This is a genomic window from Vibrio sp. Isolate32, assembly GCF_022397955.1.
In the GTDB taxonomy this organism is placed as follows: Bacteria; Pseudomonadota; Gammaproteobacteria; order Enterobacterales; family Vibrionaceae; genus Vibrio.
Genome location: NZ_JAKEUQ010000003.1, coordinates 173,722 through 198,650 on the forward strand (window position 1 = coordinate 173,722; position 24,929 = coordinate 198,650).

At 42.7% G+C, this 24,929-nt stretch carries 26 protein-coding genes; 10 read left to right on the top strand and 16 right to left on the bottom strand.

Annotation, left to right across the window (positions count from 1 at the left end):
- Positions 1-105: 105 nt before the first annotated feature.
- From L1D11_RS03420 to ttcA, 4 genes are all read left to right on the top strand, one after another.
- Positions 106-921: a hypothetical protein gene (locus L1D11_RS03420; RefSeq protein ID WP_239833360.1), complete on the top strand. Its 816-nt coding sequence runs from the start codon at positions 106-108 to the stop codon at positions 919-921.
- The gene (locus L1D11_RS03425; protein WP_239833361.1) at positions 914-1,765 is read left to right on the top strand and encodes a glucosaminidase domain-containing protein; all 852 of its coding nucleotides are present in this window, start codon (positions 914-916) and stop codon (positions 1,763-1,765) included. The genes L1D11_RS03420 and L1D11_RS03425 overlap by 8 nt, the downstream gene beginning before the upstream one ends.
- A gap of 122 nt (positions 1,766-1,887) precedes the next feature.
- Positions 1,888-2,538 carry a DUF2987 domain-containing protein gene (locus L1D11_RS03430; RefSeq protein ID WP_239833362.1) on the top strand — a complete coding sequence of 217 codons (651 nt, stop codon included), beginning with the start codon at positions 1,888-1,890 and terminating at the stop codon, positions 2,536-2,538.
- A 297-nt stretch (positions 2,539-2,835) separates the two neighbouring features.
- The gene (gene ttcA, locus L1D11_RS03435) at positions 2,836-3,729 is read left to right on the top strand and encodes a tRNA 2-thiocytidine(32) synthetase TtcA (protein ID WP_008221945.1); all 894 of its coding nucleotides are present in this window, start codon (positions 2,836-2,838) and stop codon (positions 3,727-3,729) included.
- A 121-nt stretch (positions 3,730-3,850) separates the two neighbouring features.
- On the opposite strand, the gene uspE is transcribed toward ttcA, so the two are convergent.
- The 10 genes from uspE to ccoN all read right to left on the bottom strand — a co-directional run bounded on the left by uspE (position 3,851) and on the right by ccoN (position 12,855).
- Entirely contained in the window at positions 3,851-4,801 is a 951-nt protein-coding gene (gene uspE, locus L1D11_RS03440) for a universal stress protein UspE (RefSeq protein WP_239833363.1), read from the bottom strand.
- A 132-nt stretch (positions 4,802-4,933) separates the two neighbouring features.
- A complete protein-coding gene (locus tag L1D11_RS03445) occupies positions 4,934-5,680 on the bottom strand; it encodes an FNR family transcription factor (RefSeq protein ID WP_017632474.1) in 747 nt (248 codons plus the stop codon).
- An 86-nt stretch (positions 5,681-5,766) separates the two neighbouring features.
- Positions 5,767-6,441, bottom strand: coding sequence for a sulfite exporter TauE/SafE family protein (locus L1D11_RS03450; RefSeq protein WP_239833364.1), 675 nt, complete (start codon positions 6,439-6,441; stop codon positions 5,767-5,769).
- Positions 6,431-6,667, bottom strand: coding sequence for a cbb3-type cytochrome oxidase assembly protein CcoS (gene ccoS, locus L1D11_RS03455; protein ID WP_239833365.1), 237 nt, complete (start codon positions 6,665-6,667; stop codon positions 6,431-6,433). Before ccoS ends, L1D11_RS03450 begins: the two co-directional genes overlap by 11 nt.
- Positions 6,667-9,039, bottom strand: coding sequence for a heavy metal translocating P-type ATPase metal-binding domain-containing protein (locus tag L1D11_RS03460; protein WP_239833366.1), 2,373 nt, complete (start codon positions 9,037-9,039; stop codon positions 6,667-6,669). The genes ccoS and L1D11_RS03460 overlap by 1 nt, the downstream gene beginning before the upstream one ends.
- A gap of 5 nt (positions 9,040-9,044) precedes the next feature.
- On the bottom strand, positions 9,045-9,524 hold the full coding sequence (locus L1D11_RS03465; protein ID WP_239833367.1) for a FixH family protein: 480 nt from the start codon (positions 9,522-9,524) through the stop codon (positions 9,045-9,047).
- Between the two features lie 108 nt (positions 9,525-9,632).
- On the bottom strand, positions 9,633-10,607 hold the full coding sequence (gene ccoP / locus L1D11_RS03470; RefSeq protein ID WP_017063857.1) for a cytochrome-c oxidase, cbb3-type subunit III: 975 nt from the start codon (positions 10,605-10,607) through the stop codon (positions 9,633-9,635).
- A complete protein-coding gene (locus L1D11_RS03475) occupies positions 10,607-10,780 on the bottom strand; it encodes a CcoQ/FixQ family Cbb3-type cytochrome c oxidase assembly chaperone (protein ID WP_004733679.1) in 174 nt (57 codons plus the stop codon). Before L1D11_RS03475 ends, ccoP begins: the two co-directional genes overlap by 1 nt.
- Before the next feature lie 9 nt (positions 10,781-10,789).
- Positions 10,790-11,410 carry a cytochrome-c oxidase, cbb3-type subunit II gene (gene ccoO / locus L1D11_RS03480; protein ID WP_017059643.1) on the bottom strand — a complete coding sequence of 207 codons (621 nt, stop codon included), beginning with the start codon at positions 11,408-11,410 and terminating at the stop codon, positions 10,790-10,792.
- 11 nt (positions 11,411-11,421) lie between these two features.
- On the bottom strand, positions 11,422-12,855 hold the full coding sequence (gene ccoN / locus L1D11_RS03485) for a cytochrome-c oxidase, cbb3-type subunit I (protein ID WP_102424429.1): 1,434 nt from the start codon (positions 12,853-12,855) through the stop codon (positions 11,422-11,424).
- A 252-nt stretch (positions 12,856-13,107) separates the two neighbouring features.
- On the opposite strand from ccoN, the gene L1D11_RS03490 reads away from it, so the two are divergent.
- The 4 genes from L1D11_RS03490 (at position 13,108) to L1D11_RS03505 (ending at position 17,515) form a co-directional block, all read left to right on the top strand.
- Positions 13,108-13,473 (top strand): hypothetical protein, encoded by a 366-nt coding sequence (locus L1D11_RS03490; RefSeq protein WP_239834604.1) that lies wholly within the window; start codon positions 13,108-13,110, stop codon positions 13,471-13,473.
- Positions 13,474-13,588: 115 nt separating this feature from the next.
- Positions 13,589-14,773 (top strand): FIST N-terminal domain-containing protein, encoded by a 1,185-nt coding sequence (locus L1D11_RS03495; protein WP_239834605.1) that lies wholly within the window; start codon positions 13,589-13,591, stop codon positions 14,771-14,773.
- On the top strand, positions 14,773-16,497 hold the full coding sequence (locus tag L1D11_RS03500; protein ID WP_239834606.1) for an ATP-binding protein: 1,725 nt from the start codon (positions 14,773-14,775) through the stop codon (positions 16,495-16,497). Before L1D11_RS03495 ends, L1D11_RS03500 begins: the two co-directional genes overlap by 1 nt.
- A 415-nt stretch (positions 16,498-16,912) precedes the next feature.
- Positions 16,913-17,515 carry a DUF2971 domain-containing protein gene (locus tag L1D11_RS03505; RefSeq protein WP_239834808.1) on the top strand — a complete coding sequence of 201 codons (603 nt, stop codon included), beginning with the start codon at positions 16,913-16,915 and terminating at the stop codon, positions 17,513-17,515.
- 94 nt (positions 17,516-17,609) lie between these two features.
- Here L1D11_RS03505 and L1D11_RS03510 read toward each other — a convergent pair whose 3' ends face one another.
- The 4 genes from L1D11_RS03510 to matP form a co-directional block, all read right to left on the bottom strand.
- On the bottom strand, positions 17,610-18,830 hold the full coding sequence (locus tag L1D11_RS03510; protein ID WP_239834809.1) for a hypothetical protein: 1,221 nt from the start codon (positions 18,828-18,830) through the stop codon (positions 17,610-17,612).
- A gap of 144 nt (positions 18,831-18,974) precedes the next feature.
- Complete coding sequence (locus L1D11_RS03515; RefSeq protein WP_239832608.1) at positions 18,975-19,286, bottom strand: hypothetical protein; 312 nt, start codon at positions 19,284-19,286, stop codon at positions 18,975-18,977.
- A 105-nt stretch (positions 19,287-19,391) separates the two neighbouring features.
- Complete coding sequence (locus L1D11_RS03520) at positions 19,392-19,700, bottom strand: DUF3634 family protein (protein ID WP_239832610.1); 309 nt, start codon at positions 19,698-19,700, stop codon at positions 19,392-19,394.
- A 23-nt stretch (positions 19,701-19,723) separates the two neighbouring features.
- The gene (gene matP / locus L1D11_RS03525; protein ID WP_004742303.1) at positions 19,724-20,179 is read right to left on the bottom strand and encodes a macrodomain Ter protein MatP; all 456 of its coding nucleotides are present in this window, start codon (positions 20,177-20,179) and stop codon (positions 19,724-19,726) included.
- Between the two features lie 189 nt (positions 20,180-20,368).
- On the opposite strand from matP, the gene L1D11_RS03530 reads away from it, so the two are divergent.
- Entirely contained in the window at positions 20,369-22,021 is a 1,653-nt protein-coding gene (locus tag L1D11_RS03530; protein ID WP_239832611.1) for a Lon protease family protein, read from the top strand.
- A gap of 70 nt (positions 22,022-22,091) precedes the next feature.
- Positions 22,092-22,607, top strand: coding sequence for a bifunctional 3-hydroxydecanoyl-ACP dehydratase/trans-2-decenoyl-ACP isomerase (gene fabA / locus L1D11_RS03535; RefSeq protein WP_004742305.1), 516 nt, complete (start codon positions 22,092-22,094; stop codon positions 22,605-22,607).
- Positions 22,608-22,854: 247 nt separating this feature from the next.
- Here fabA and rmf read toward each other — a convergent pair whose 3' ends face one another.
- Together rmf and L1D11_RS03545 are read right to left on the bottom strand one after the other, a co-directional pair.
- Positions 22,855-23,028 (bottom strand): ribosome modulation factor, encoded by a 174-nt coding sequence (rmf, locus tag L1D11_RS03540; RefSeq protein ID WP_004742306.1) that lies wholly within the window; start codon positions 23,026-23,028, stop codon positions 22,855-22,857.
- A 163-nt stretch (positions 23,029-23,191) separates the two neighbouring features.
- Positions 23,192-24,922, bottom strand: a complete 1,731-nt coding sequence (locus L1D11_RS03545; RefSeq protein ID WP_239832612.1) for a DUF3466 family protein — start codon at positions 24,920-24,922, stop codon at positions 23,192-23,194.
- Positions 24,923-24,929: the final 7 nt, after the last annotated feature.

Below are 24,929 nucleotides of genomic sequence, written 5' to 3' on the forward strand. Positions count from 1 at the left end.
TACAGATTCATATTTTAGTTTGTATCTGACATATGAGTATAATGAAGGTAATTTTTTATCAATAAGTTAGGTCGCTTCGTTTATTTAGCGCACCTAGGTATCAATATGAACAACGACATCGAAAAAGATTTTAATTTGGGCGGTAGTATCAACCGTGCACTTTCAGGCGATTATGAGCTCAAAGCTACGGCTGTATTCCAAGAAGCTTGGAAACATACGATAAGTCACTTTCTTTCGTTTTCCCCTGCGATTGTTGCTTTAATGTTTGTGCAACTCGCTATCTTTTATATCGCACTTAAACTACAGCTTGGAGATCCAGCGGTTATCTTGGATGCGGTTGTCCACCCTGAGTCGTTTACGCCACAAATCATTGAATCGATCTTTATTGCAAATTTCAGCTATGAAGTTATCAGCGCACCTATCTATGCAGGTATCTGTTTGATGGCGATGAGTCACGCTGCTGGTCTGCAAACTAAAGTTTGCCACATTGGCAAAGGCTTACAGTTTACAATTCCTGTTATCCTTGTGACTCTGTTTAGCCTGATTCTTCAAGGTATTGCAGGCATGATCCTGCCGTTTCTGTCGATTTACTTCTCGGTTGCATTCAGCCAATCGATCCTGTTGATTTGCGATAAGAAAGTACCACCAATGCAATCGCTGCTGCTTTCTCTCCGTGCTGTAAACAAGAAAATCTTCACAGTTGCTTCTATCTACTTATTAGTAATGCTGATGTTCATTGTCGCGGCAATGATGTACGGCATTGGTCTTATCTTCGTTTTACCTTTCTTTTTCCACGTGAAAGGCATTCTTTACCGCGAGATGTTTGGCATTAAACTTAGAGTAATTGCGTCAGACAGACCAAAGAGCGACGACGACCACAGCGGTAGCAACAACAAAGACCCACAGGTATTCGATGCATAACAACTCGAAATCAAGCGCAAGTAAATCACTTGCGCTAAAAGTGACAGCATTAGCCCTAGTTGGCTCAATCTCGTTAGTTGGTCCAATGCTTTACCAACAAGAGGAAGAGCAAAGGCGAGCTGGTCAAGCGGCCCCAGACTCAGAACAAAAGTTTGGTGACTTGACCGTATCTTCTGACAAGCCAGATTTCGCAGCTATTGAAGGTGTAAATGAAAAGAAACGCACCTTCTTTTCTTATCTTCGCCCAAGTATCAACATCGAAAACAAGCGAATCACGAAAGAACGTGCGTTTCTAACTAAGCTTTCAGAAACAGGATTGAGCAATGTTGATTCTGAAGACGCGTTGTACGCAAAGAGACTAGGTAAACTGTATAGCCTGCCAGTGCCTTCATCGGGTTTGGATGATGCTTGGCTGAAAGAAATGTTGAATCGTGTAAACGTGTTACCTGAAGCGCTTGTATTAACTCAGGCGGCAAATGAATCAGCTTGGGGTACATCGCGTTTCGCGACTAAAGCGAATAACTATTTTGGTCATTGGTGTTACACCAAAGGTTGTGGCCTAGTTCCGCTACAACGTAACGAAGGTAGCTCGCATGAGGTTGCGACTTTCTCTTCGAGCCAAGAATCTGTGCATCGTTACTTCATGAATCTTAACCGAAACCTTGCTTACGCAGACCTAAGAGCGATTCGTGCAAAACTAGCGGCAAAGGGCGACGATCTGCTAACGACCCAGACCGCAACAGAGCTTACCAACGGCTTGCTAAAATATTCTGAGCGAGGTTCAGACTATGTGACTGATTTACAAGCTATGATCCGTCACAACGAGGTATACTGGAAAAAGTAACTCGATTTGATAGTCATTTGGTGAGCTTCAAAGGTAAGTTTGACCAAATAACATCACATAAAGAGCAGCTCATTTGCTGCTCTTTATATTTATAAACGCTCAACTTCGACAAGACTATAACAATGAACAAGACAGCACTCGCTTTATTAGCTTCTCTAAGCCTAGGGATCTCTTTACCTGCTGCAGCGCAAGAATACATGTTTACCTATTCTAAGCTTTACACACAGCTTAAAAACAACACCAAAGAAGGGCATGATGACGTTAAAGTTGCAGTCTTCTTTGTCGATCAGCAAGCCCAAACAACCTGCCATATCAGCAAAGCTTGGATGGAAAAAGAAGAGCACTATGAAGAGCTGAAAGTCTCTCCAGCTAACGAGCTATTGCTACCTGTTGACCAAAACCTTCGTTCGGCAAACCCGCTTATTTTTGTGCAAACAAAAGAACAAGAGTGCGCATACTCTCTGGTTGTTATGACTAAAGCACCTTTAGCTGGAACGGTTGAGGTTGCGCAGCTGGAAAACTTGTTACCTCAGATGCAAGCAATGTTAGAAGACGTCAGCGGCATGTTCTCAAGCTGGTTCACACCGGACATACAAGGGTTAACGCTTGAGTTCGCAAACAAGCTTGAAGGTAACATCACGCTTTCTAACGGCAAGCAAATCCCTATTACCCAGGGGCGAACTAAGTTCACACTAGAAGAACTTAACGGAAGTGACAACATCATGTTACCAGAAGCCACAACCCGTGTGTTGCCTTACATTCCGGCTCAATAATGTTGAGTTAGGCGATTGACCACACGGCATTAATCTAAGTAACACATCGTAAAGCAGCCAACTCAAACCAAGTTTGGCTGCTTTTCTGTTTCTGCAACCTGCGTAGTTTGCACTTGTGAAGCTCATTTTTTGTTAAAGATGAGTACTTCTCACTACATAAAGTGGAATCTTTCAACCAGTCGCCTTGTTTATCCTGCCGTTACTATTTCAACATGAAATAAAAATCCGTATAATCCACGCCCTAAAACAGTCCCACTAGCAGTCTACAGTCGGTAATACGACGGTGTGAGAGTCGCAATGAACCAAAACGATAATAGAAAAGAAGTACTAGAATTCAACAAACTTCAGAAACGCCTGAGAAGAAATGTTGGAAATGCCATCATCGACTACAACATGATCGAAGAGAATGATGTGGTAATGGCATGTATCAGTGGCGGTAAAGATTCATTTGCGATGCTAGATATTTTGCTACGTTTACGTGAAGCAGCACCAATCAAATTTGATGTTGTTGCGGTAAACCTAGATCAAAAACAACCTGGGTTCCCTGAGCACATTCTTCCTGAATACTTTGAAACGCTGAACATTCCTTACTACATCGTAGATAAAGATACGTACTCAGTAGTTAAAGAGAAGATTCCTGAAGGTAAAACAACGTGTGGCCTATGTTCTCGTCTGCGTCGTGGTACTTTGTACTCGTTCGCTGAGAAAATTGGCGCGACTAAGATCGCTCTTGGCCACCATATGGATGACATCGTTGAAACTATGTTCCTTAACATGTTCCACGGCGCTCGTTTAAAGGCTATGCCACCTAAGCTACGTTCTGACGATGGTCGTAACGTCGTTATTCGCCCACTGACTTACTGTCGTGAAACAGACCTAATCAAATACGCTGAACACAAAGAGTTCCCAATCATTCCTTGTAACCTATGTGGCTCGCAAGAAAATCTACAACGTCAAAGCATTAAAGCAATGCTAATTGATTGGGATAAGAAGACACCTGGCCGCGTTGAAAAGATTTTTAAATCAATTCAAAATGTTAGTCCAAGCCAGCTGGCTGACCGCGAACTGTTTGACTTCGTAAACCTTCCACTAGACCGTAGCGGCGAACGTGAAGAGTACGAGTTCCAAGAAGCTGAAATTTCATCTTCTAACATCGATGAGTCAATGTTCATTGACGTAACGAACGTATAAACGAACAATCGTTTTAGAGCAATAGATGCGCCTACAACAGACAAACAAAAACGCCTCAAGCAATACTTGAGGCGTTTTTTTATGAATTGAACTCGCAGTTAAGCTCGTCTGCTTAAACGCATTAACCTTTCGAAAGGTTAGGGTCGAGTGGGCTAACGTAACCAGATGGCTTAAGAGCCAAAACATCACAGTTAATCTTATCGATAACATGCTCCGCCGTATTACCAATAAACACCGCAGATAAGCCAGTGCGGCCAGTTGTACCTAAAATAACCATAGCCGCGTTGGTCTCAGACGCGACACGTGGAATGACATCTTCAGGCAAGCCTTGCTCAACAACGGTCTGCTCTTCACACATACCGTGCTTCTGACGCAGTGCCTTCATCGCCGTTAAGTGATGGCCGCGAACTGCATCAGTGTAAGAGGTTGGGTCAAACTCAGGCAGCTCAATTGTGATATTCGCCGGAGTTACTGGATAAGCGTTAACTAAGAAAGGTTCCGCATCTAGACGACCAGTAATCTCAAGGAGTCGATCAACCATAGTATTGTTAAGTTCTATATGCGCTTCCGTCTCTGAGCCTACGTGAACCGAAGCATAAATTTTTGCGTGTTCTGGCCAGAAATCGTTTTTAACAAGCAGCACAGGGCTAGGGCATTTTCTCAATAAGTGCCAATCAGTCGGCGTGAAGATAACTGATTCTAAAGTATCATGCTTGCGCGTGCCCTTAATCAAAATATCGTGACCACCGCTATAAACTTCGGCAATGATGGCTTCGTAAGGGCGGTTATGCCAAACCACTTGAACATTAAATTCAATAGAATCATCTAGGTAAGGCTGTGCGACTTTATTCATCCAGATTTCGCGCTGATGGATAACGCCTTTGCGCATCGCGTCTCTTTCATCGATAGAAAGCATGGATGTCATTTCATACGAGAAATCGTAGATAGACAAAAAGAAAGTGATATGGCTTGTTGAGGTGCTTTTCTTAGCAAGTTGGATAGCACGAACTAGAGCAGGTTGCTCATCGTGATTAATGTCTGCGACAACTAAAATTTTGTTATAGATACTCATAACTAAGCCTACTTTTCAGACCGAACATATAAATAATGTAGCGTAGTTATGGAGAGATTAAGAGAAATAAAAGAGGTTTTAGCGGAGAAACATGATGTAGCTCATTATTGAACTACATCATTGATATCTAGACTATTCTTTTGAAACGCCAGCAAGTTCCATCAGCGCATCATGATCTTCGATAGTGATATATTTGCCTTTAACGCTCAGGATATCTGCTTTCTGGAAACGACCTAAGAGACGGCTAATAGTTTCAACCGTTAAACCTAGGTAGTTACCAATGTCGCCACGAGTCATCGTTAGGCGGAACTCTCGTGGGCTAAAACCACGTTGAGAGAAGCGAGTTGAAAGGTTGTAAAGGAATGCAGCAAGACGCTCTTCCGCGTTCTTCTTAGAAAGAAGCAGAATCATTTCTTGGTCGCCTTTAATCTCGTTACTCATCAGGCGCATAATTTGCTGACGCAACTTAGGCATTTTTCCTGATAGGTCATCAAGAATCTCGTATGGGATTTCACATACCATAGAAGTTTCTAGTGCCTGTGCGAAACTAGGGTGTAGGTCACCAGTAATCGCATCAAAACCAACAAGATCGCCCGCTAGGTGGAATGCAGTAATCTGCTCGTCACCTTGCTCGGTAATCGTGTAGCTTTTGATCGTTCCAGAGCGAATAGCGTATAGCGACTTAAGCTCGTCACCAGCTTTAAATAACTCTTGGCCTTTTTGAATAGGCTTTTTTCTCTCAATGATCTGATCAAGTTGATCAAGTTCAGATTCATTCAAAGTGAACGGAATACAAAGTTGGCTAATACTACAATCCTGGCAATGGATCGCACAACCACCAGATTGGACACGTTTCGTTACAGGCTTTTCAGAAATCATAACAATCTTTCACTATTTGATATACGTCAATATTTTAGCATTCCTTTATCCAGTTGGGTAGTAAAAAAACCGGATTTAAAGAATGACTATACGGTATAAATAATGAGCTGCAGTGCCATATATCCAGTATAGAGACCGTAAATCAAGATTAAAATCGCACCGAGTTGGCGAAATAAGACAGCTTGTTGCAATTTCTTGAGGAAGCTAGCGCCCATACCAACCGTCAGCATAGCTGGAAGCGTTCCTAAGCCAAATGCGAGCATAATTCCGGCTCCATTATACCAACTGCCTGACACAGCCGCCCAGGTCAGCATAGAGTAGACCAAGCCACACGGTAGCCACCCCCAAATAAAACCAAACGGCAGAGCATGGCTTGGATGTTTCAGTGGAAGGAAAGACTTACCGACCGGGGCGATATAACGCCATAACTTCTGACCGACCTTTTCAAAGAACAGCAAGCCAAACCACCACTTACCGATATACAGACCCAAAATGATCATAAAGATGGCAGCGAACAAACGAAGCCAATTAAGTAGCGCGTTGAAATCGCTAAGTTGACCAATTGAAGAGATAGCACCGCCGATCACACCACCAATCACAGCATAGCTAAGTAGACGACCAAGGTTGTAAAGTAGGGGAATAACCGGGGAAGGTTTAGTATTGCCGATTGAAAGGAGCGACGCAATGCCACCACACATTCCAACGCAGTGGCCCGCGCCGATCAGTCCGACAACAAAGGCTCCGATCCAATCAGGCGTCATCGTTCTTTTTATCTAGGTTAGTTGGGCTTTCTATATTAGCTTTGACATTCTTTACAGGCTTGCGGTCAGAGTAGTCATGGGCTTTTTCGTCTTCATCAAACAAAATATTGTGACCTTGACGTTCCAGATCTTCAAACTGTTCGCTCTTTACCGCCCATAGAAAAATACCAACAGCGATACACACCAATACAATCGCAATGGGAATCAGGATGTATAAACTTTCCATTATTTACCTTGCTCTTTTAAAAGCCTTAACGAGTTAGACACAACAATAATAGAGCTTGCAGACATGCCAACAACGGCAATGTATGGAGCAACCAAACCTGCTACAGCCAATGGAAGGATAAGTAGGTTGTATCCCAATGACCATGCTAGGTTTTCTCGGATTATCTTACGCGTTTTTAGCGCCAATGTACGGGACTTAAGTAATCTATCAAGCTTGTCGCCCAATAAAACCATGTCTGCAGAGGCTTTTGCTACATCTGTACCGCCGCCCATCGCGACAGAAAGGTGAGCACCCGCAAGAATAGGCGCATCGTTAATACCGTCGCCAACCATCATGGTGATGTCTTTTTCATCACGAGAGTTAAGGTAAGCAAGCTTATCCTCTGGCTTAGCATTCGCAACGATGTCGGTAATACCAATTTCTTCAGCAACAGGCTTCGCGTTAATCAAGGAGTCACCAGTCAGCAGGGTAGTTTTAATGCCCGCTTCTTTGAACTTTTGGATGAACTCAGTGCTTTCTTTACGAATCGGGTCTTCATAAGTAAAGGTAGCAATATGACGTCCAGCCAACGATAAGTAGATACCGTTGCTTTGCGTCGGTTGAGCTTCACCAAGAATAAACTCACTACTACCGATCGCCACTTCTTGACCGTTCCACTCGCCAGTAATACCCGAACCAATAACGTTGTTTACGGAATTGACTTCAACATCATCGGACACGTTAGTTTTGAATGCTTTCGCAATAGGGTGGTTAGCATGCTGTTCTAGGCTCGCAGCCACTTTTAAACATGTCTCTTTATCAAGCTCTGAGAAAGTTTCCACTTGGCTAATACGAATATCACCCTCAGTCAACGTACCCGTCTTATCAATGATCAAGTGGTTAACTTTGCATAAGGTTTCGAATACATGACCTTTACGCAGTAAAATACCAAAGTTACCCATACGGGACGTTGAACAAGTAATTGCTGTCGGTGTCGCCAGTGAAAGAGCACATGGACAAGTCGCAACCAGTACAGACAACATGATCCAGAATGCGTCTTCTGGTCGTGTTTGATGCCAGTAGAACCAAGTACCGAAGGAGATAACTAAGATAACTGCAACAAAGTAACGAGCCACAATATCGGCAATCTCTGCAATACGAGGCTTAGATAACTGCGCTTCATCTTGCAGACGAACAATATTAGAGATCACAGAGTCCGCTTTTGATGTCATCACTTCCAGTTCAAATGACTCATCGCCATTCAATGTACCAGCGTAAACAGTATCGCCTTCGTTTTTCACAACATGGATAGATTCGCCAGTCAGCATAGATTCATCAATATGAACTCGGCCAGAAAGTACTTTACCATCCGCAGGAATGTGTTCACCCGGAAGTACACGGATCTTGTCGCCTACTTTTAGGGTTTTCACTGGCACTTGCTCACCGTCTAGCGTTGTCGCCATAGCAGGGACGAGCTTAAGTAGGTTACCACTCGCAGCCGCTGCTTTACGACGTGCTCGCATCTCTAAGAAACGACCAAGTAGTAGGAAGAAGGTGAACATCGAGATAGATTCGAAGAAAACTTCTCCTTTCTCTGTCACGGTTGCCACCACACTTGCCACGTAGGCAAACAGCAGAGCGATCGAGACAGGTACATCCATACCCAATGTTCGACCTTTGAGGCTACGCCACGCATTGATATAGAAAGGCAATGCAGAGTAGAGCAGAACCGGTGTTGCAAAGATTAAGCTCACCCAACGGAAGTAGCTTTTGAATTCGGGCTCAAGGTTACCGAAGACTTCAAGATACAACGCCACAGCCAGCATCATGACCTGCATGGTTGCTAAACCAGCAATACCAAGACGATAGAGATAATTCTTCATCGAACGATGATAGGCGGCTTCTTGTTGATCAGCCTCAAATGGTGCGGCTTTGTAGCCTAAGGTATGGATTGTAGACAACAGCTCGCTCAGTTTTGTCTGAGTGTTGTCCCAACTGAGCAGGGCGCGGTTAGTCGTGGTATTAACACGAATACTAACAACCCCTAACTTTGAAGAAACTTGCTTCTCAATAAGCCATGCACAAGCAGCACAAGAGATACCCTCTAGTGACAATGTCACTTCAGAGGTATTTTCAGAGTTACGGACGAACTCCAATTGAACATCTTCGTTGTCGTAATGACTGAGTGCCAGAAGTTGCTCTGGCACGAGATCCGCTTTTTCAGCTGGGGCGGTACGATATTGGTAGTAAGAGACCAAACCGCTATCAACGATTGTCTGGGCTACGGTTTCGCAACCCGGACAACACATAGGTCGCACCGATCCTAAGATTTCTACTTTAAAATCCGTTTCCGCTGGTACATCTTCACCGCAGTGATAACAGGATTCACACATAAGCTTTAGTTCGTTAGTTGAGTAGGAGTATCAATAGGGAAGTTCATGCGACCTTGCACTAACCATTCAGAATCATGCGGAGAAAGCTCGATAAACCATGGACCTTGCATTTCATGGTCCAGAGTCAACGTGTAGTTGCCTCTCGCATCAGCGGTCAGTAGCTGAGTAAAATCACGGTCAGGCAGCGTTCGGTGCACGAACATTGCGCTAATAGCAGGGAAGTGGTCTAGCTGGCCTTTGTCTAGGGTAATGATAACTGAGTTACCTTTCTCGCTAACTAAAGCTGATAGGCCAAGCTCTTTAGCAACATTTACTTTCGAAATGTCGACATTAATACCTTTACCTTTTTTATAGTAATCTTCAGTGACAACGTTAACTGAATGGTTGGTAAGTATCGCGACTCGAACCAATGTTAGCATAGAAACGCCAACGGTTAGGAAGATCAAAAACCACGGCCAAAACTGCTTATACCAAGGTTGTTCCATATTATTATTCTCAATATATACAATGAAATAAAACTAATTTTTACAAACACTTAAGGTTATAACTGTAAAAGAAAGACAGCCCCTTAAGAAGGGGCTGTTATTATTATGTTACTCTTTATCTGAGTTGCTGAGGCTCCAGACGTAGGCAGAGACGAGCTGAACTTTATCCTCACCGAGGATGTCCTTCCAAGCCGGCATTACACCAGAACGTCCGTACATGACTGTTTCCGTCACATCAGCGCGAGAATCGCCGAATAGCCAGTCGCGGTCAGTCAGGTCAGGTGCGCCAACAGCAGGGTTACCCTTACCATCAGTACCGTGACACGCTGCACACACTACAAAGCGCGCTTTACCAGCCTCTGCTTCACGTGCGTTTACGCTACGACCAGAAAGGCTAAGCGTGTAGCTAACTACTTCTTTTACGCCTTCTTCGCCAAGAGCGTCTTTCCAACCTGGCATTTGACCGACACGACCATGCATGATGGTAGTCACGATAGCTTGTGGTTCACCACCATATAGCCATGCGTCATCAGTTAGGTTCGGGAAACCTTTCTGACCACGTGCATCAGAGCCGTGACACTGAGAACAGTTTTGTAGGAACAAACGTTGGCCCACTTTGATTGCATCAGCATCTGATGCAATGTCAGGGACAGAACGTAGACCATTTTCGTCGTGAGCTAGCTTTCTGAATGCTTCACCAAAGTAGGTGTCTGCATCATCAAGCTCTTTCGCGTATGCGTCTAACTGTTTGTTTGCTTGCGCAGCAGCGATTGCAGAGCGAGACTCTTCTACGCTACGAACTGTTTGGTTTGAACTCGTCCAACCTAGTAGACCTTTAAAGTTGCCAAGGCCTGGGTATAGAGCTAGATAAACAGCTGCAAACACAATTGTGCTAACGAAAAGGTATGTCCACCACTTAGGTAGCGGGTTATTAAGCTCACGAATACCATCGTATTCATGGCCCATATCCTGACCTTCTTCTACACCTGTTTTATCGTTGGAACACCAACGAAGTAAGGCTGCACAGCCAATCAACGTGCCGATTGTGATTACTGTTACCCAAATACTCCAGAATGTACTCATTACTTCGTCACTCCTTGATTTTTATCTTTCGCAGGTGCTTCATCAGCGAACACTAGGTTTGCATCTTCGTCGAAGCGCGACTTACGATTTTTACCGAAAGCCCACCAAACGATGCCGATGAAACAAGCAAAAACAGTAACAGTCCAAACACTTTGAAATGTAATAATGTCCATAATTATTCCTTATTTCATTGCGTGGCCAAGCGATTGAAGGTAAGCGATGATTGCATCCATCTCTGTTTTTCCTTCAACATCTTGTTTAGCGTTAGCAATTTGTTCGTCTGTGTAAGGAACACCAAATTGATTACGGAAGATTTCAAGCTTCTGTTTAGTCAATTTGCCATCAAGTACATTCTCAGCAAGCCATGGGAAACCAGGCATGTTTGATTCAGGAACAAGTTCACGAGGGTCGATAAGGTGAACACGGTGCCACTCATCAGAGTAACGATCACCAACACGCGCTAGATCAGGACCAGTACGCTTAGAACCCCATAGGAATGGGTGCTCCCAAACACTTTCGCCAGCTACAGAGTAGTGACCGTAACGTTCAGTTTCAGAGCGGAAAGGACGAATCATTTGGCTGTGACATACGTTACAACCTTCGCGAATGTAGATATCACGACCTTCCATTTCCAGAGCAGAGTAAACGCGTAGATTTTCTACAGGTTCAGTTGTCTGCTTTTGGAAAATAAGCGGGGTAATTTCTACTAAAGCACCAAAACTGATAGCAATAACGATAAGAATCGCTAGTAGGCCAACGTTCTTCTCTACCAACTCATGGCGATTATTTGAATTTGAGCTCATTCTAAATCTCCTTAAGCCGGTTGAGGGATAGCTTTAAGGCTATCTTTAGGTGCAGAAACAGTTTTGTACGTGTTGTATGCCATTAAGAACATACCAGATAGGAAGATGAAACCACCTAAGAAACGTACAAAGTAGAACGGGTAAGACGCTTCTACAGATTCAACGAAGCTGTAAGTTAATGTACCGTCAGAGTTAACTGCACGCCACATCAGACCTTGCATCACGCCAGAGATCCACATTGCAACAATGTAGAAAACCGTACCAATCGTTGCCAACCAGAAGTGAACATTGATTAGAGATACAGAGTACATACGCTCTTGACCAAATAGTTTAGGAACTAAGTGGTAAACCGAACCGATAGAAACCATTGCAACCCAACCTAACGCACCAGAGTGAACGTGACCGATAGTCCAGTCCGTGTAGTGAGATAGTGCGTTAACCGTTTTGATTGCCATCATTGGGCCTTCGAAAGTCGACATGCCGTAGAATGATAGAGAAACGATTAGGAAACGTAGGATTGGGTCGTAGCGAAGCTTATGCCACGCACCAGATAGAGTCATAATACCGTTGATCATGCCACCCCAAGATGGAGCAAACAGAACCAAAGACATAACCATACCTAGAGATTGAGTCCAGTCAGGAAGTGCAGTGTAGTGTAGGTGGTGAGGACCAGCCCAGATATACAGAGACACGAGAGCCCAGAAGTGAACAATCGACAAACGGTAAGAGTAAACAGGGCGACCAGCTTGTTTAGGAACGAAGTAGTACATCATACCTAGGAAACCAGCTGTCAATAGGAAGCCTACCGCATTGTGTCCGTACCACCATTGCACCATTGCATCGATCGCTCCGGAATAAATCGAGTACGATTTAAACGCAGATACAGGAACAGCTAGGCTGTTAACGATGTGCAACACGGCAACCGTGATGATGAAGGCTCCGAAGAACCAGTTTGCTACGTAAATGTGCGATGTCTTACGTTTAATCATGGTTCCGAAGAACACGATTGCATAAGCTACCCACACAAGAGTAATAGCAATATCGATTGGCCATTCAAGTTCTGCGTATTCTTTACCAGAGGTTAAACCTAACGGTAAAGTAATTGCAGCGGACAGGATAATCGCTTGCCAACCCCAAAAGGTAAAGGCTACGAGAGGGCCACCAAAGAGACGCGTTTGACAGGTACGTTGCACAACATAATATGATGTTGCAAACAGCGCACTTGTACCGAACGCAAAAATAACCGCATTAGTATGCAGGGGACGTAAACGACTGTACGTCAACCACGGCGTATCAAAGTTTAGCTGTGGCCAAACTAATTGAGCGGCAATCAAAACACCAACGCCCATACCGACAATACCCCACAAAATTGTAACTAGGGTAAATTGACGGACGACCGTATAGTTGTAGTTTTGTTCAAGCTGCTTTTCTTGGCTCATTTGCATGCTTCCAATTTCTTATTTACTACACTTTACTTCCAACACGACTCACGTCGTAATGCCACCCAAATTAGAAAAGGAAATTCAGCCTATTCAGGGCTTTATTTCCACTTGCTGATTTTAAAAAAAAGTGGCATTTTCAACGCGACACTATACTTGAATTAACAAATCAATGACAGAGTAGTAACCTTACGCTTGGTCTGGAATTGGATTTTTATTTAAAAACTTTGAACTTTGTAACAAGGAGTTAAGATTATAATGGCGGCACAAAAGCTAACAAAAGGCAGGCTTGTTCAAATTATCGTCATGTTGGTTATTTTAATAGCTGCATTTACTTGGAGAACAGTGACATACGATAATAACGAAACAGTAAACTGTATCGTTTCAAAACCTTGTGAAATTAGTATTGATAATCATAATGTTTTAATTTCGGACGATAACCTAGGGTATTCGATCGAAACATCTAAAACTGGCAAATTTGTCATTAGCCATAATGGAAACGGAATTCTAGAAGAAAAAGGGGCATCAAATTGGCTGTTACAAACTAATGATAAGACCTCCTCAATAACGGTTACATTTCCACAACAGGTGAGCACGTTCTCTGTAAACCTTTCTAAAGAGTAACAAAGAAAAAACTGAGTCACGCCTCGGTTCTTTTGGTAGAAATATGTACCAAATCAGTGAAACACAATGCATTAAAGTGTTATAAAGAGGACATTAATAAAGTTTCCCAGAATCTATGAAATTTCTATCAAAAGTCTCTTACTCCCTAGACGATAAAATCGCAGTAGATGAGTTGCTCAGCGGGGTGGAAAACCCTGAGGATATTGCTTGTCTTATTTGCTACTGCACAGAAGAGTACTCAACACTCGCTGTGCAGAGATATTTCGTAGACGCTCTCCCTAACACTCCAATACATGGTTGTACTACTTGTCACGGCATTATGACCGAAACTGGGTTTCATTCAGGTCCGGTGATTGGCGTTCTCATCATTTATGACTCGGGGATCAATGCCTATGGTACGGGCATCGAGCACTTTGGCGACTCTATAGAACAAAGCACCTTCACCGCGATCGATAAAGCACTCAAGAACGCTAACCGAGAAGGTGAAATTCCTGATCTGATCTTGCTGCATTCCACTCCAGGTAATGAAGAGAAGGTGATGGCGGCTATCGACAAAAAGTTCGGTACTGAGGTTCCGATTATTGGTGGCAGTGCTGCAGACAATCAGGTTTCTGGAAATTGGAGCATCTTTACCGAAGAGTCGCTCTCTATCAATGGTGTGTCTTTAACCGTCGTATTTGCATCCCAGTCTATCTATTCCTCATTCAGTGCAGGTCACACGCCAACGCGCTATTCAGGCACTGTGACCAAGGTAAGGAACCGAATCTTATTGGAGATAGACCACAGGCCAGCCGTCACGGTTTATAACGAATGGACTAATTTCCACTTGGGTGGCAGTGATGATGGCTACATATTTGAAAAGTCCTCTGTCTATCCACTGGGCAGGAAAGTCGGCTCATCATACGACTATCCGTATTTCAAATTGTCTCATTCGATCAGAGAGACAGAGTGTAATGGAATTGAGCTATTCACCGACATAAGTGAAGGCGACACCATCTATTTGATGCAAGGTTCTAAGCAGCAGTTGATAAGCCGTGCAGCTAATATCATCCATTCCTCGTACTACAACGACATGGACCTTGAAGAGAAATTAGGAGCAATCAATATCTTTTGTGCAGGCCCAATGTTGAACCTCAAACAAGATATGGATGAGGTTTGTGACCAAACAAATCAAGCACTTAATGGGCTTCCGTACATATGTCCGTTCACGTTTGGTGAGCAAGGCAGGCTATCTGGTGGTGAAAACGCACACGGGAATTTAATGGTATCGTCTGCAACGTTTTATAGGTTGAAAAAGTAATGAGTTCTGAAGGTCAAGAAGCGCTGCAAGAAGCTCGTATTGAACTGCAAAAACTAAAAGCCCGTGAACGAAAACTGGCTGAAGAGAACAGGGTGATCTTATCAACCATCTCTGCGATCAGTAAGGCGAGTAACATATCTGAAATATTCTCCAGCCTTGAGTTTGTACTAAAAAAATACATTAAATTTGATGATTTTATCGTGGTATCAAGGGTAGGGAACGAAGGCAGTTTCAAAACCCTGCTAACCAATAACAAAGTCTTCGAACAGATGAATTGGAGCGATTGTGGCAAGCTATCACGAGTCATCAATGGTGAATGCGCCATCTTTTTCGAACCCAAGTCTCTTGGAGAATTCAACTCTCTGCATCCCATTATTCTCGACCAAATCAACTCCGTTCTAATTACCGGTATCGATAGCGGGCTAACACAATCTGTAATCATCTTTATTCACTCCAATACCAAGCACTTTAGCATTGAAACCAAAGCCACGCTAAACCGCTTCCGCCCGTTGATAGAGCGTGCTGTCTTTGATATTGAAAACAAAGAAAAGCTTGAAGCTACAGTTCGAGAACGCACGGCAGAACTTGTCACAGCAAGAAAAGAGGCCGAAAGAGCAAATAAGGCAAAGTCGGAATTCCTCGCGATGATGAGTCATGAATTAAGAACGCCGCTAAACGCCATCATTGGCTTAATAGACACCCTAAAATCCACATCGCTGAACGAAGAACAACAGTCTATACTGCTTAATATGAGCACATCATCTGAGCTTCTATTGGCAATTATCAGTGACGTGTTGGATTTTTCTAAGATTGAATCTGGATGTTTCTCGTTAGCGCCTCAATGGAGCAACGTAAGAGACACTGTAACTTTTGTGTTATCTGAACAAAAGAAGACAGCAGACGATAAAGGTTTGGCGCTAACCGTAACTAGCGATATCCCTGAGAGTGAACTTCATTATCTCGACCCAAGTCGTTTGGCTCAAATCCTATTTAATCTAATTGGTAACGCCATTAAGTTCACTGAACGTGGGCATGTTCATGTTTCTATAAAGTACCAGCAGAGCTCATTCTACATAACAGTAGAAGACACAGGGATTGGCATTAGCTCACAACAACTTTCGTCGCTGTTCAGCCCATTCGTGCAAGCTGATAGTACTATCACACGCCGATTTGGCGGTACAGGTTTAGGCTTGGCAATCAGCAAAAGACTAGTTGAGCTGATGCATGGGCGTATATCGGTAGAGAGTGAGCCAGGAAAAGGTTCTAAATTCGAAGTACAGCTACCAGTGCTTACCAGAGTCACGAACAATCTGGCCAACATTGAAGATAATGAGTCTTCACGAGATTTAAGAAGCCGTTATTCAGTGTTAGTTGTCGAAGACAACCCAACGAATCAAATGGTGATCAAATTAATCCTAACGCGACAAGGCCACGAAGTTTTCATCGCAAGTAACGGCGAAGAAGCAATAGTCTTTATACAAGACAACAAAGATTCCATAGACATTATCCTGATGGACGTTTCAATGCCGGTCATGGATGGTTTAACCACAACCAAACATATGAGAAAGGCAAACATCCAAACACCAATAGTGGCTCTAACGGCGCACACATCCGTTGAAGATAAATGTTCATGTTTAGATGTTGGTATGAATGATTTCGTTACCAAACCAGTAAGAACAAAAGAAATAACAGAAGCTATAGATAGACTGATGCTTGAGATCTAATAAACGTATTCTTAATCGAAGATTAGGAAATATGTTTATTAGGTATTTTATGGTAAATAACCATTATGGTTAAATACACAGTATCAGTTGAGAAGAAACGAAGGCAGGGCATCAGATATCGAGCACTGCCTTATGATTATTAAATATAATTTAACATAATATACATAATGCGCAGTATCTATGTGTGAAATCTGAGAGCTCCCTGATATATTTTACGTACAGAACCACTATTGACCACTTTTGGATTTGGCAAAATAAACCACCTAAACAGGCTACTATTTCGTGTTTAAATTTTGATCTATCAAATAGTTATAATTAAAAATAAGGTGATTAAGCAATCAAATGCTGTGCATTTGGAGTTGCATTACCAATTAAAGTGTTAACATCAGAAAATGTTGTAAACTAGGTGTTTTATATGTTGCCTAAACTTTATAAGTTCAGATCGCTCCACGATAGAAACATACAATCTATATCCGAGTGTTCGTTGTGGTTTGATTACGCTAAATCCTTTAATAACCCTTTTGATTCTAACCATATCTTCAGCCAATGCCTTCAAAATGATTTTAAGGTTATGTGTTTCTCACAGTCCAGCGACCACCCAATACTGTGGTCTCAGTATGGTGATAACTTCAAAGGTATGTGTATTGAGTATGACCTTAACTGTTATGAGGGTGACGCAAACCTAAACTGCTTCGAGGTTCAATATGAAGACCATCCAAACGATATCTGTTTGCCCTTGTTAGATAATTTACCGCCATTACGCTTAGGTACCGAGCTCTTTAAGGTAAAGCACTCCAATTGGCGCTATGAACGAGAATATCGCTGGGTACTACCTAATGAAGAGCTTAAAGGCAATAAATTGTTTCTTAACAAGCAGTGCCTGACTTCAGTCATTCTCTCAGAGCACGCTCCGGCGGATAGAAAGCTTAAACTGTTAATGACATGCCAACGCTTAGGTATTCCTGTCAAACAAGCGGTAGCCAAACAGGACTCATTCACCTTTGAAGTCGTTTGCTGAGAAGTATCCTGTGAAAATTCGTGGTTTGTCATCCTGTCACAAAGTGACAGTGCAACTTAAACAAAAAGAGCCACATCAATTGTGGCTCTTTTCATTAAATCTTGTCGGTGATTTTACCTGGTCCCCTATTCTGCATTTGCTCAATCGTCGTTACTGACATCTGAACATTCGAAAACCAATAAGGTCTGTGCTTAATATTAAAGAAGTCACTATTGCTCAGTGCTTCAAAAATTGAGAACTTTCTTCCTTGAGCCAGTGCTGCTCCGTAGAGGGTTCTTTCTAACACTGGAACATCGTTCACTTCCTCTAACAGCGCTCTCTTTATACACTGGTTGCCAGGGCTCCAATCAATAAACTCGACGAGGTTCTGAAGCAGCTTCAACTCAAGTTGCTCTACCATAGACTCTAGAAACTGAGTATTTGGAATGACTTCAGCGCAAGCGTAATATTCTTCATGTCTGTCACTGGCGTCTCGATAACCGAGCATAGTTTTCACCAAGGCATCTTCGAAAATTGAAGAAAAGTGATTACAAATCAAGAATAAAGGTAACACTCTCAAAACGCCAAGAAGGATGCCAACGTTCGGATCTTTAACGGACGTTTCTTGTAGCCTTATACGCGTAGCGTTTGAAGTCACCACTAAGTGTTGCCAAACCTTCGGCACAATATGCTTGATATTGCCATCGTTCCACTTGATCAGCTGTTGGCTCATCAGTAACGGAAACAGCAGCCGACAGTTCTCTATACCGATTTGCCTTACTGCGACTTTAGGATCGAGTATGATTTTCGATTTCTTGCCGTATTTATCTGTAAACTCACGATTGGAAACAAATTCAACAAGGCTAGAGCTAAGTCCCCGACTCTCTGATGAAATTTTGTGTAACTTGGAAAAGTTCAAAGACGGAGAATACGCGACACTAGCAAACTGATTGTAATCTGGCAGCTGTGTGAACAGAGAGCTTATCAGTGTACCTTGAAGCTTCTCTAACATGAGCGCTGAAGCCGCGTCACTCACATCGTCAATAACATAACGTAGTGTTTGTTGTTTGGCCGCTACTTTCTCGCGTTTGGCGTTGACTCTATCTCGTTCACAACGCAAAAGAATGCGTTGATTATGTGAGATTCGGTCTGCCTCATTAAATATGACGCTCTCACAATATCTATTTTCTAAGCTAAGCAGCGTGTCGACCGTGGATTGGTCGAGTTTATACTTTTCAGATATCAACCACTTAGTAAAACGAGTCTCAACGTTAATTGAAACTTTTCTAGAGATCTCTATGACTTCTGGGGTGTAATTTTTATTTGCTAACAACAACCGAGACTTTCCTTTGCCCTAATCTTTTTTTGCAGCACATGCTGACTTTATAAGTGAGCTAAATATTAATAGAAATTAGAGATTGGTTCACGAAATTGTTTCATTAAAATTATAGATATTGAGTTATAGTGTATTAGGTGGTAGCTATTCTGATATGTGGAGACGAATATATTTCTCAGGAAAGCTGTATTTAAACTTTTTACGCTTAGGCAAGTGCTTTTTAGCCGCTTTACAGATTTTGCTATCTCCAGATGTTCTAACCTTTTTGATTTGTGCATAACCTTTGGCGTGCTTCATCTCAATCATAAGGTCACAATACCCTTCTAGCTCAATATGACTCTTGTTGAGACCTTTTAGAACGGTGGTTTTGATCTTTTTTGCGACTGGATTAATCAAAGAGTCGTCTGAAATTGCTAATAGTGGCAAACAACACAATAAAAGTACTAGATATCTCATACTGTTCTCTATTCGTAAAAATTGAAAACAGTATAAAGACAATAGAGAGGTGTTTAGGACTAACTTAGTATGGTGTTGTATTAGACAACACGTAATTATCAGAGATTACGCTTTCTTTGAGCCTTTCGATTTAAAGCGGTTATGCGGGAACACATTACGAATTCTCTGTTGAACACTCTTTGGTACATCCTTAGTGAACTTCAGATTGTAACCAGAGCGTTTCGCGTACACTTTCAGTTCACCTTTAAACGCATTATTGTGTCCAATCTCTTGAAGGTTGTGTTTGAAACTTGGTGGTAGATGACCTTTTACTTGCTCAATAGCTCCATCATTGAATTTTATTTTTAGTACAGGCCTATCGACCGCAACCAGCCAAAATATCAACACTGCACCGATTAAGATTACATACATCATAAAGTCACCACTAATATTGATGGTTACTTATCGTCAGAAAGAAGCTTGCTCAAATCTTCTTTAAGGCTTGTTACCGTCTTACTCGCCTGTTCACTGCGAGATGCTTCACTTACCAGGTATTCGATGGCGTCAGACAAGGTGCACCCCAACTCATTCGCTCTTTGAGATAACTTTTCCCACACGCGGTAATCGAGGTCGATTGATTTCTTTTTTGTGTGAACCTGCTCAGCGTTAAAATGGCGTTTTCGCTTCGCTCTGATCGCTTGTTTAAGCTTATTATCGAGCTCTGGAGACATGTTGTCTGAGATCCATTCAAGTACGCCAGTTGGTTGATGCTCAAGCTTTAAGAGCGCTTGTATTGCGACCTCAGCTTCACTTGAATCAATATGGCAAGTGATCGATTCGCCTTCTTTCCATTTTTTGACCAGATAGTTCCATTTCCAACCACATTCTAAGTTTTCAAGTTGCTGATATTTCATGTCTAATCTCGCGAGTTAATTCTAGTGACAGCGTAACCCAAAACAGGCTATTTAACAATTATTGTCTTGAAAGAATAGACCAAGATCATACTTATATTTGTCCTGTGATTGATCGCGTCGATATAGAGCTACAAGCGAGATCAGTTTTTCTATATACTCCCTACCTTATTATCCTAATCAGAAACCTAAATGACTCAAGTAGATTGGCGACATGTTACGCCTCAGTACGACGAATATAATGCTCAATTAGAGCAATTCCATGACATCTCGCCTCTCCCATTCTCAGTTATTCAACACCGATTCAGAGACGCGTTAACTCGCTTTGTCCGTTTATCTAACCTTTCACGTGTATTATTGGTGAATTCTCCGGACAACTCGATCTATCGCCAAATGATCGTTGAATCTTTAGTTGCTGAATTAGATGACGATGCAAAGCCGGTTATCAAAACCGAATCTTTGAACGCGACCTCTCTGTTTGATCAAGTTCAATCACGTGATGGCAAAGTTGTTGCTACTAAGCCCGGTTTACTCGCTAGAGCGAACAACGGTTATCTGGTCGTGTCAGCTAATTTAATTCTTGCGAACCCAGGAAGCTGGTTGCTATTAAAGTCAGCACTGCTTGGGGAAGCTGTGGAGCCAATCAGCAGTAACCCTGAGCACTTGAATCAATCACCAACACTTCCTCTTCCATACAATATTAAACTGATTGTCCTTGGAGACCGATCGCAACTCGGTGACCTGGATTACTTAGATAGCGATATTCAAACTGGTTTTTGTCTTTTCAGTGAAATTGAACAAGACATTAAACTATCTGAAGAAACTTTGATTCAATACCTTGGCTACCTTAAGTGGATTGTGCAACGTTTTGATCTACCAAACATTACACAAAACGCGTTAACGGCGATTTTGACCGCTGGCGCACGAGAAACGGAAGATCAAAGTTACATTCCACTGTGTCCAATTTGGCATAACGCATTGCTTAGCGAAGCACTGGTTGAAGCCAACCACGGCGAAATTGATATCCACCATGTCCAACAAGCTCAACAACACAAATACAATCGAGAATCATATCTTCCAGAGCGCGCTCTAGATGACATTCGCGATGGCCAAGTCATCATTGAAACCGAAGGTGAACAAGTTGGCCAAGTCAATGGTCTCACCGTCATCGACGTTCCAGGTCACCCAATCTCTTATGGTGAACCTGCACGTATTTCATGCGTTATTCACTTTGGTGATGGCGACATTTCAGATGTTGAACGTAAAGCAGAGCTTGGTGGTAACCTACATGCGAAAGGCATGATGATCATGCAGGCGTTTGTTAGCAGTGCATTAAACCTTGAAGATCCATTGCCATACGCTGCATCTGTCGTGTTTGAACAGTCGTATTGTGAAGTTGATGGCGACAGCGCTTCTCTCGCAGAGCTTTGCTCTCTAGTAAGCGCACTGTCTGGGTACCCTATCGACCAACAGATTGCTGTAACAGGCGCAGTCGACCAGTTTGGCCGTGTACAAGCCGTTGGTGGCCTTAATGAGAAAATCGAAGGCTTCTACCATGTTTGTAAACACCAAGGACTCACTGGTAAACAAGGTGTCATTCTGCCGAGATCGAATCTAAGGCATCTTGCTCTTAAACCAGACCTAATCGAAAGCATCAAAAACGAAGAATTTCACATCTGGTCTGTGTCAAATGTAGACGAAGCTATTCCTCTAATTATGAACAAACCATTTAGAGACGATGAAGAAGAAAGCGTTCTTAGCAAAATCGCGGAACGTATTGAAAACTTTGAAAGACATGAGCACCCAATGGGAATTGTGGGACGCATCAAAAACTGGTTTGTCTAGTACTGATCGGACTTGTTTAGCGTACACCTGTTCACTAATATGCACCTATCAAAAATCGGAGTAATTGATAATGCAAAACAAACGTGATTCTTACACTCGCGAAGAGCTTCTAGCTTCAAGCCAAGGCGAACTATGGCCACAAGGTCCTCAACTACCAGCACCAAACATGTTGATGATGGACCGCATCACTAAAATGTCTGAGACTGAAGGTGATTTCGGTAAAGGTTTGGTTCTTGCTGAGCTCGATATTACTCCTGACCTATGGTTCTTTGATTGTCACTTCCCTGGTGACCCTGTAATGCCTGGTTGTCTAGGTCTAGACGCTATGTGGCAGCTGGTTGGTTTCTACCTTGGTTGGGTTGGCGGCGAAGGTAAAGGCCGTGCTCTTGGTGTTGGTGAGGTTAAATTCACAGGTCAAATCCTACCTACAGCGAAAAAAGTAACTTACGAGATCCATATGAAGCGCGTTGTTAACCGTCGCCTAGTTATGGGCCTTGCAGACGGTCGCGTACTTGTTGACGGCAAAGAGATCTATGTTGCTAAAGATTTGAAAGTTGGCCTTTTCCAAGATACGTCAGCATTCTAATTAGATAGCTAGATTAAAATAAAGCAGCCATTGGCTGCTTTATTTTTGCCTTCAAGATATTTAGTTATAGTGCATCAATACCAATTTTAAAATAAGAATATGCCAAATCCACCAGCAATGAATGAAACGTCAAGATCATAGAAACATTGCTCTTCGCCGTTTGCAAACTTTACCTAGCCCTAAAACTAACAAGGCTCCATTGCATTTTAAACAATGAAGCCCTGACCTTGAATTCGTTGCGCTCTATCTACTTGTAGAGACCTGCTTGTTTATCATCTCTGGCATCTCGCCAGCCACCTAACCAATAAGAGCGAGAATCCATTTGGCTATATGGGCAAGCTTCTTGTGACCTACCGTTTAAACCAGCTTTATAGCCTTGAGATTGTGCTCGTTCTAGTCGATCACGCTTTTGTCTCTTCATAGTGCAGTCCTCATACGGGTATTTCGATTTACTAACATACAATGATTACAACTTTGCGGAGCTTTTGTGACTCCAAGTTTAAGAATCGACCAATTTTCCGATTTTCTCAAGGCGAAACAAAGCCCGAGTTCAGAATTGTGAACTCGGGCTCAAGAGAAAAAAATTATTTAAATTTTCTACGGAACCCTAACAGACCAAGTACAGTCAAAGTTAACCAACCCAGGCTACCACCTTGACGATCAACTTTCTCAGTATCAGTACTGCGAGTTTGAATATCAGCTTTGGTTGCACCAGCAATAGGAACAAGCTTAACCGCTACCACCTCTTCTACTGCGTTAGATGACGCGCCACCACAGTATGAGTTGTGAGACGTTGTATCATACGCTTGTGCCTTACCACCCACTGTACACTTAATTGCAGTAGCAGAGATAACCCCCGCATCATTAATGTCTGTTGCATCTATGATTCGGAAATAGTTATTTGCGTCAGAGTAGTCTTGACCATCGGCGTTCGCCCCATTGGTTAAGTCATCAAGCCACCAAGCTTGATTATTAAATACTGCGTCAACTCTTACATTATTTGGAGCCTCGACAGAGTAAGGGTAAATAAAACCACGATGTCTACGTTCACTACCGTCAACTTCACGAGTCGTTTCCGCATCAATCTGGCCTACAAATTCATTGTAGTTATTTACGGCTTTAGCTTCGCCACTTGAGCCACTAAAGAAAATCCCGCCAGACAAGAAAGTTGCTGTTGGGTTTTTCGCATCCGTTACAACAAAAATCTTATTCCCTGCGCTGCCATTTTCCGGAACATAGCCATTACGTTTGGCATAACCAACTGCGAACAAGTTGTCGTTGATATCAGTCGCGACAGAATTACTGTATCTAGCATCGTCTTTCGATGAACCAGACTTAACCTCTGCACCGCTAATCTGTGTGGTTGTCCATGTTGCGCTAGTAAGATCTAATGAACTACTCACAAATACACTAGCATTCATGTCTTGTAGATCACCATTACCATCTGCAGTATTATAGCCAACACCATAAAAAACAGACTTTGATTCAACGATTGAACGCATACTACCTTGGGCAAAATAATCCCCTTGTCTAGCATCACCGGTGCGAATCCAATCAATTTCTTTGGTTGCCGTTCCGTCCCAAATTGCCGCCTTTGAACTAAACGTTGTATCCGAAGTACCGGTACTAGAACCTTTCGTAGACACACTACCTACATTGTAAACAGTGCCGTTACTTGCTTTAATCGCGTGCCACGCACGAGTTTCCGAGGTACCATCTGGAGCTACGGAATCGGTGTGAAGCGCATTATTACGAATATCACCCTCAGATTTAACCCCCAAAGGCTCAACTTCTAAGGCATCGTTAACGTAAAGTGAATTAATAACAGTATTTCTATTATCGAATGTATCACCACCTTCAACAAACGCTTTTGCATTTACATAACTTAGGTCGTTTCTTTCTTTGCTCCAAGTATCATTCCAACGTTTTTCCGCCCAACTCTGACAAGTTGAATACCTTAACTCTCGGTAGCAGTAGTTTTCAAAATCTATAAACTCTTGAATGTATTGAAAAGGTGCATCCATAGCGAAAGGCACTTCTTCGCGATAGCTTACCGCTTCAACCGTATTGCGAGTTTCACCAGCGAGTTTGAATGTATTGTCAGCACAGTTTGTTGCCGCTGAGTCAAAACATCCTAGTGCAAGGTCATTCGTTCCGTCGGTAGCACTACCAGGCTGGATCGCTACACCAAAGATTTCAGATGCACCAGTAATCGAAGGCGTGACTTCCACTACCTTATACAGCGCAGCGTTGGCATTAGTTGCAGCAAAAACTAATGCTGCAACTGTTGTTAGTTTAAATTTAGTACAAGTCATTATTACT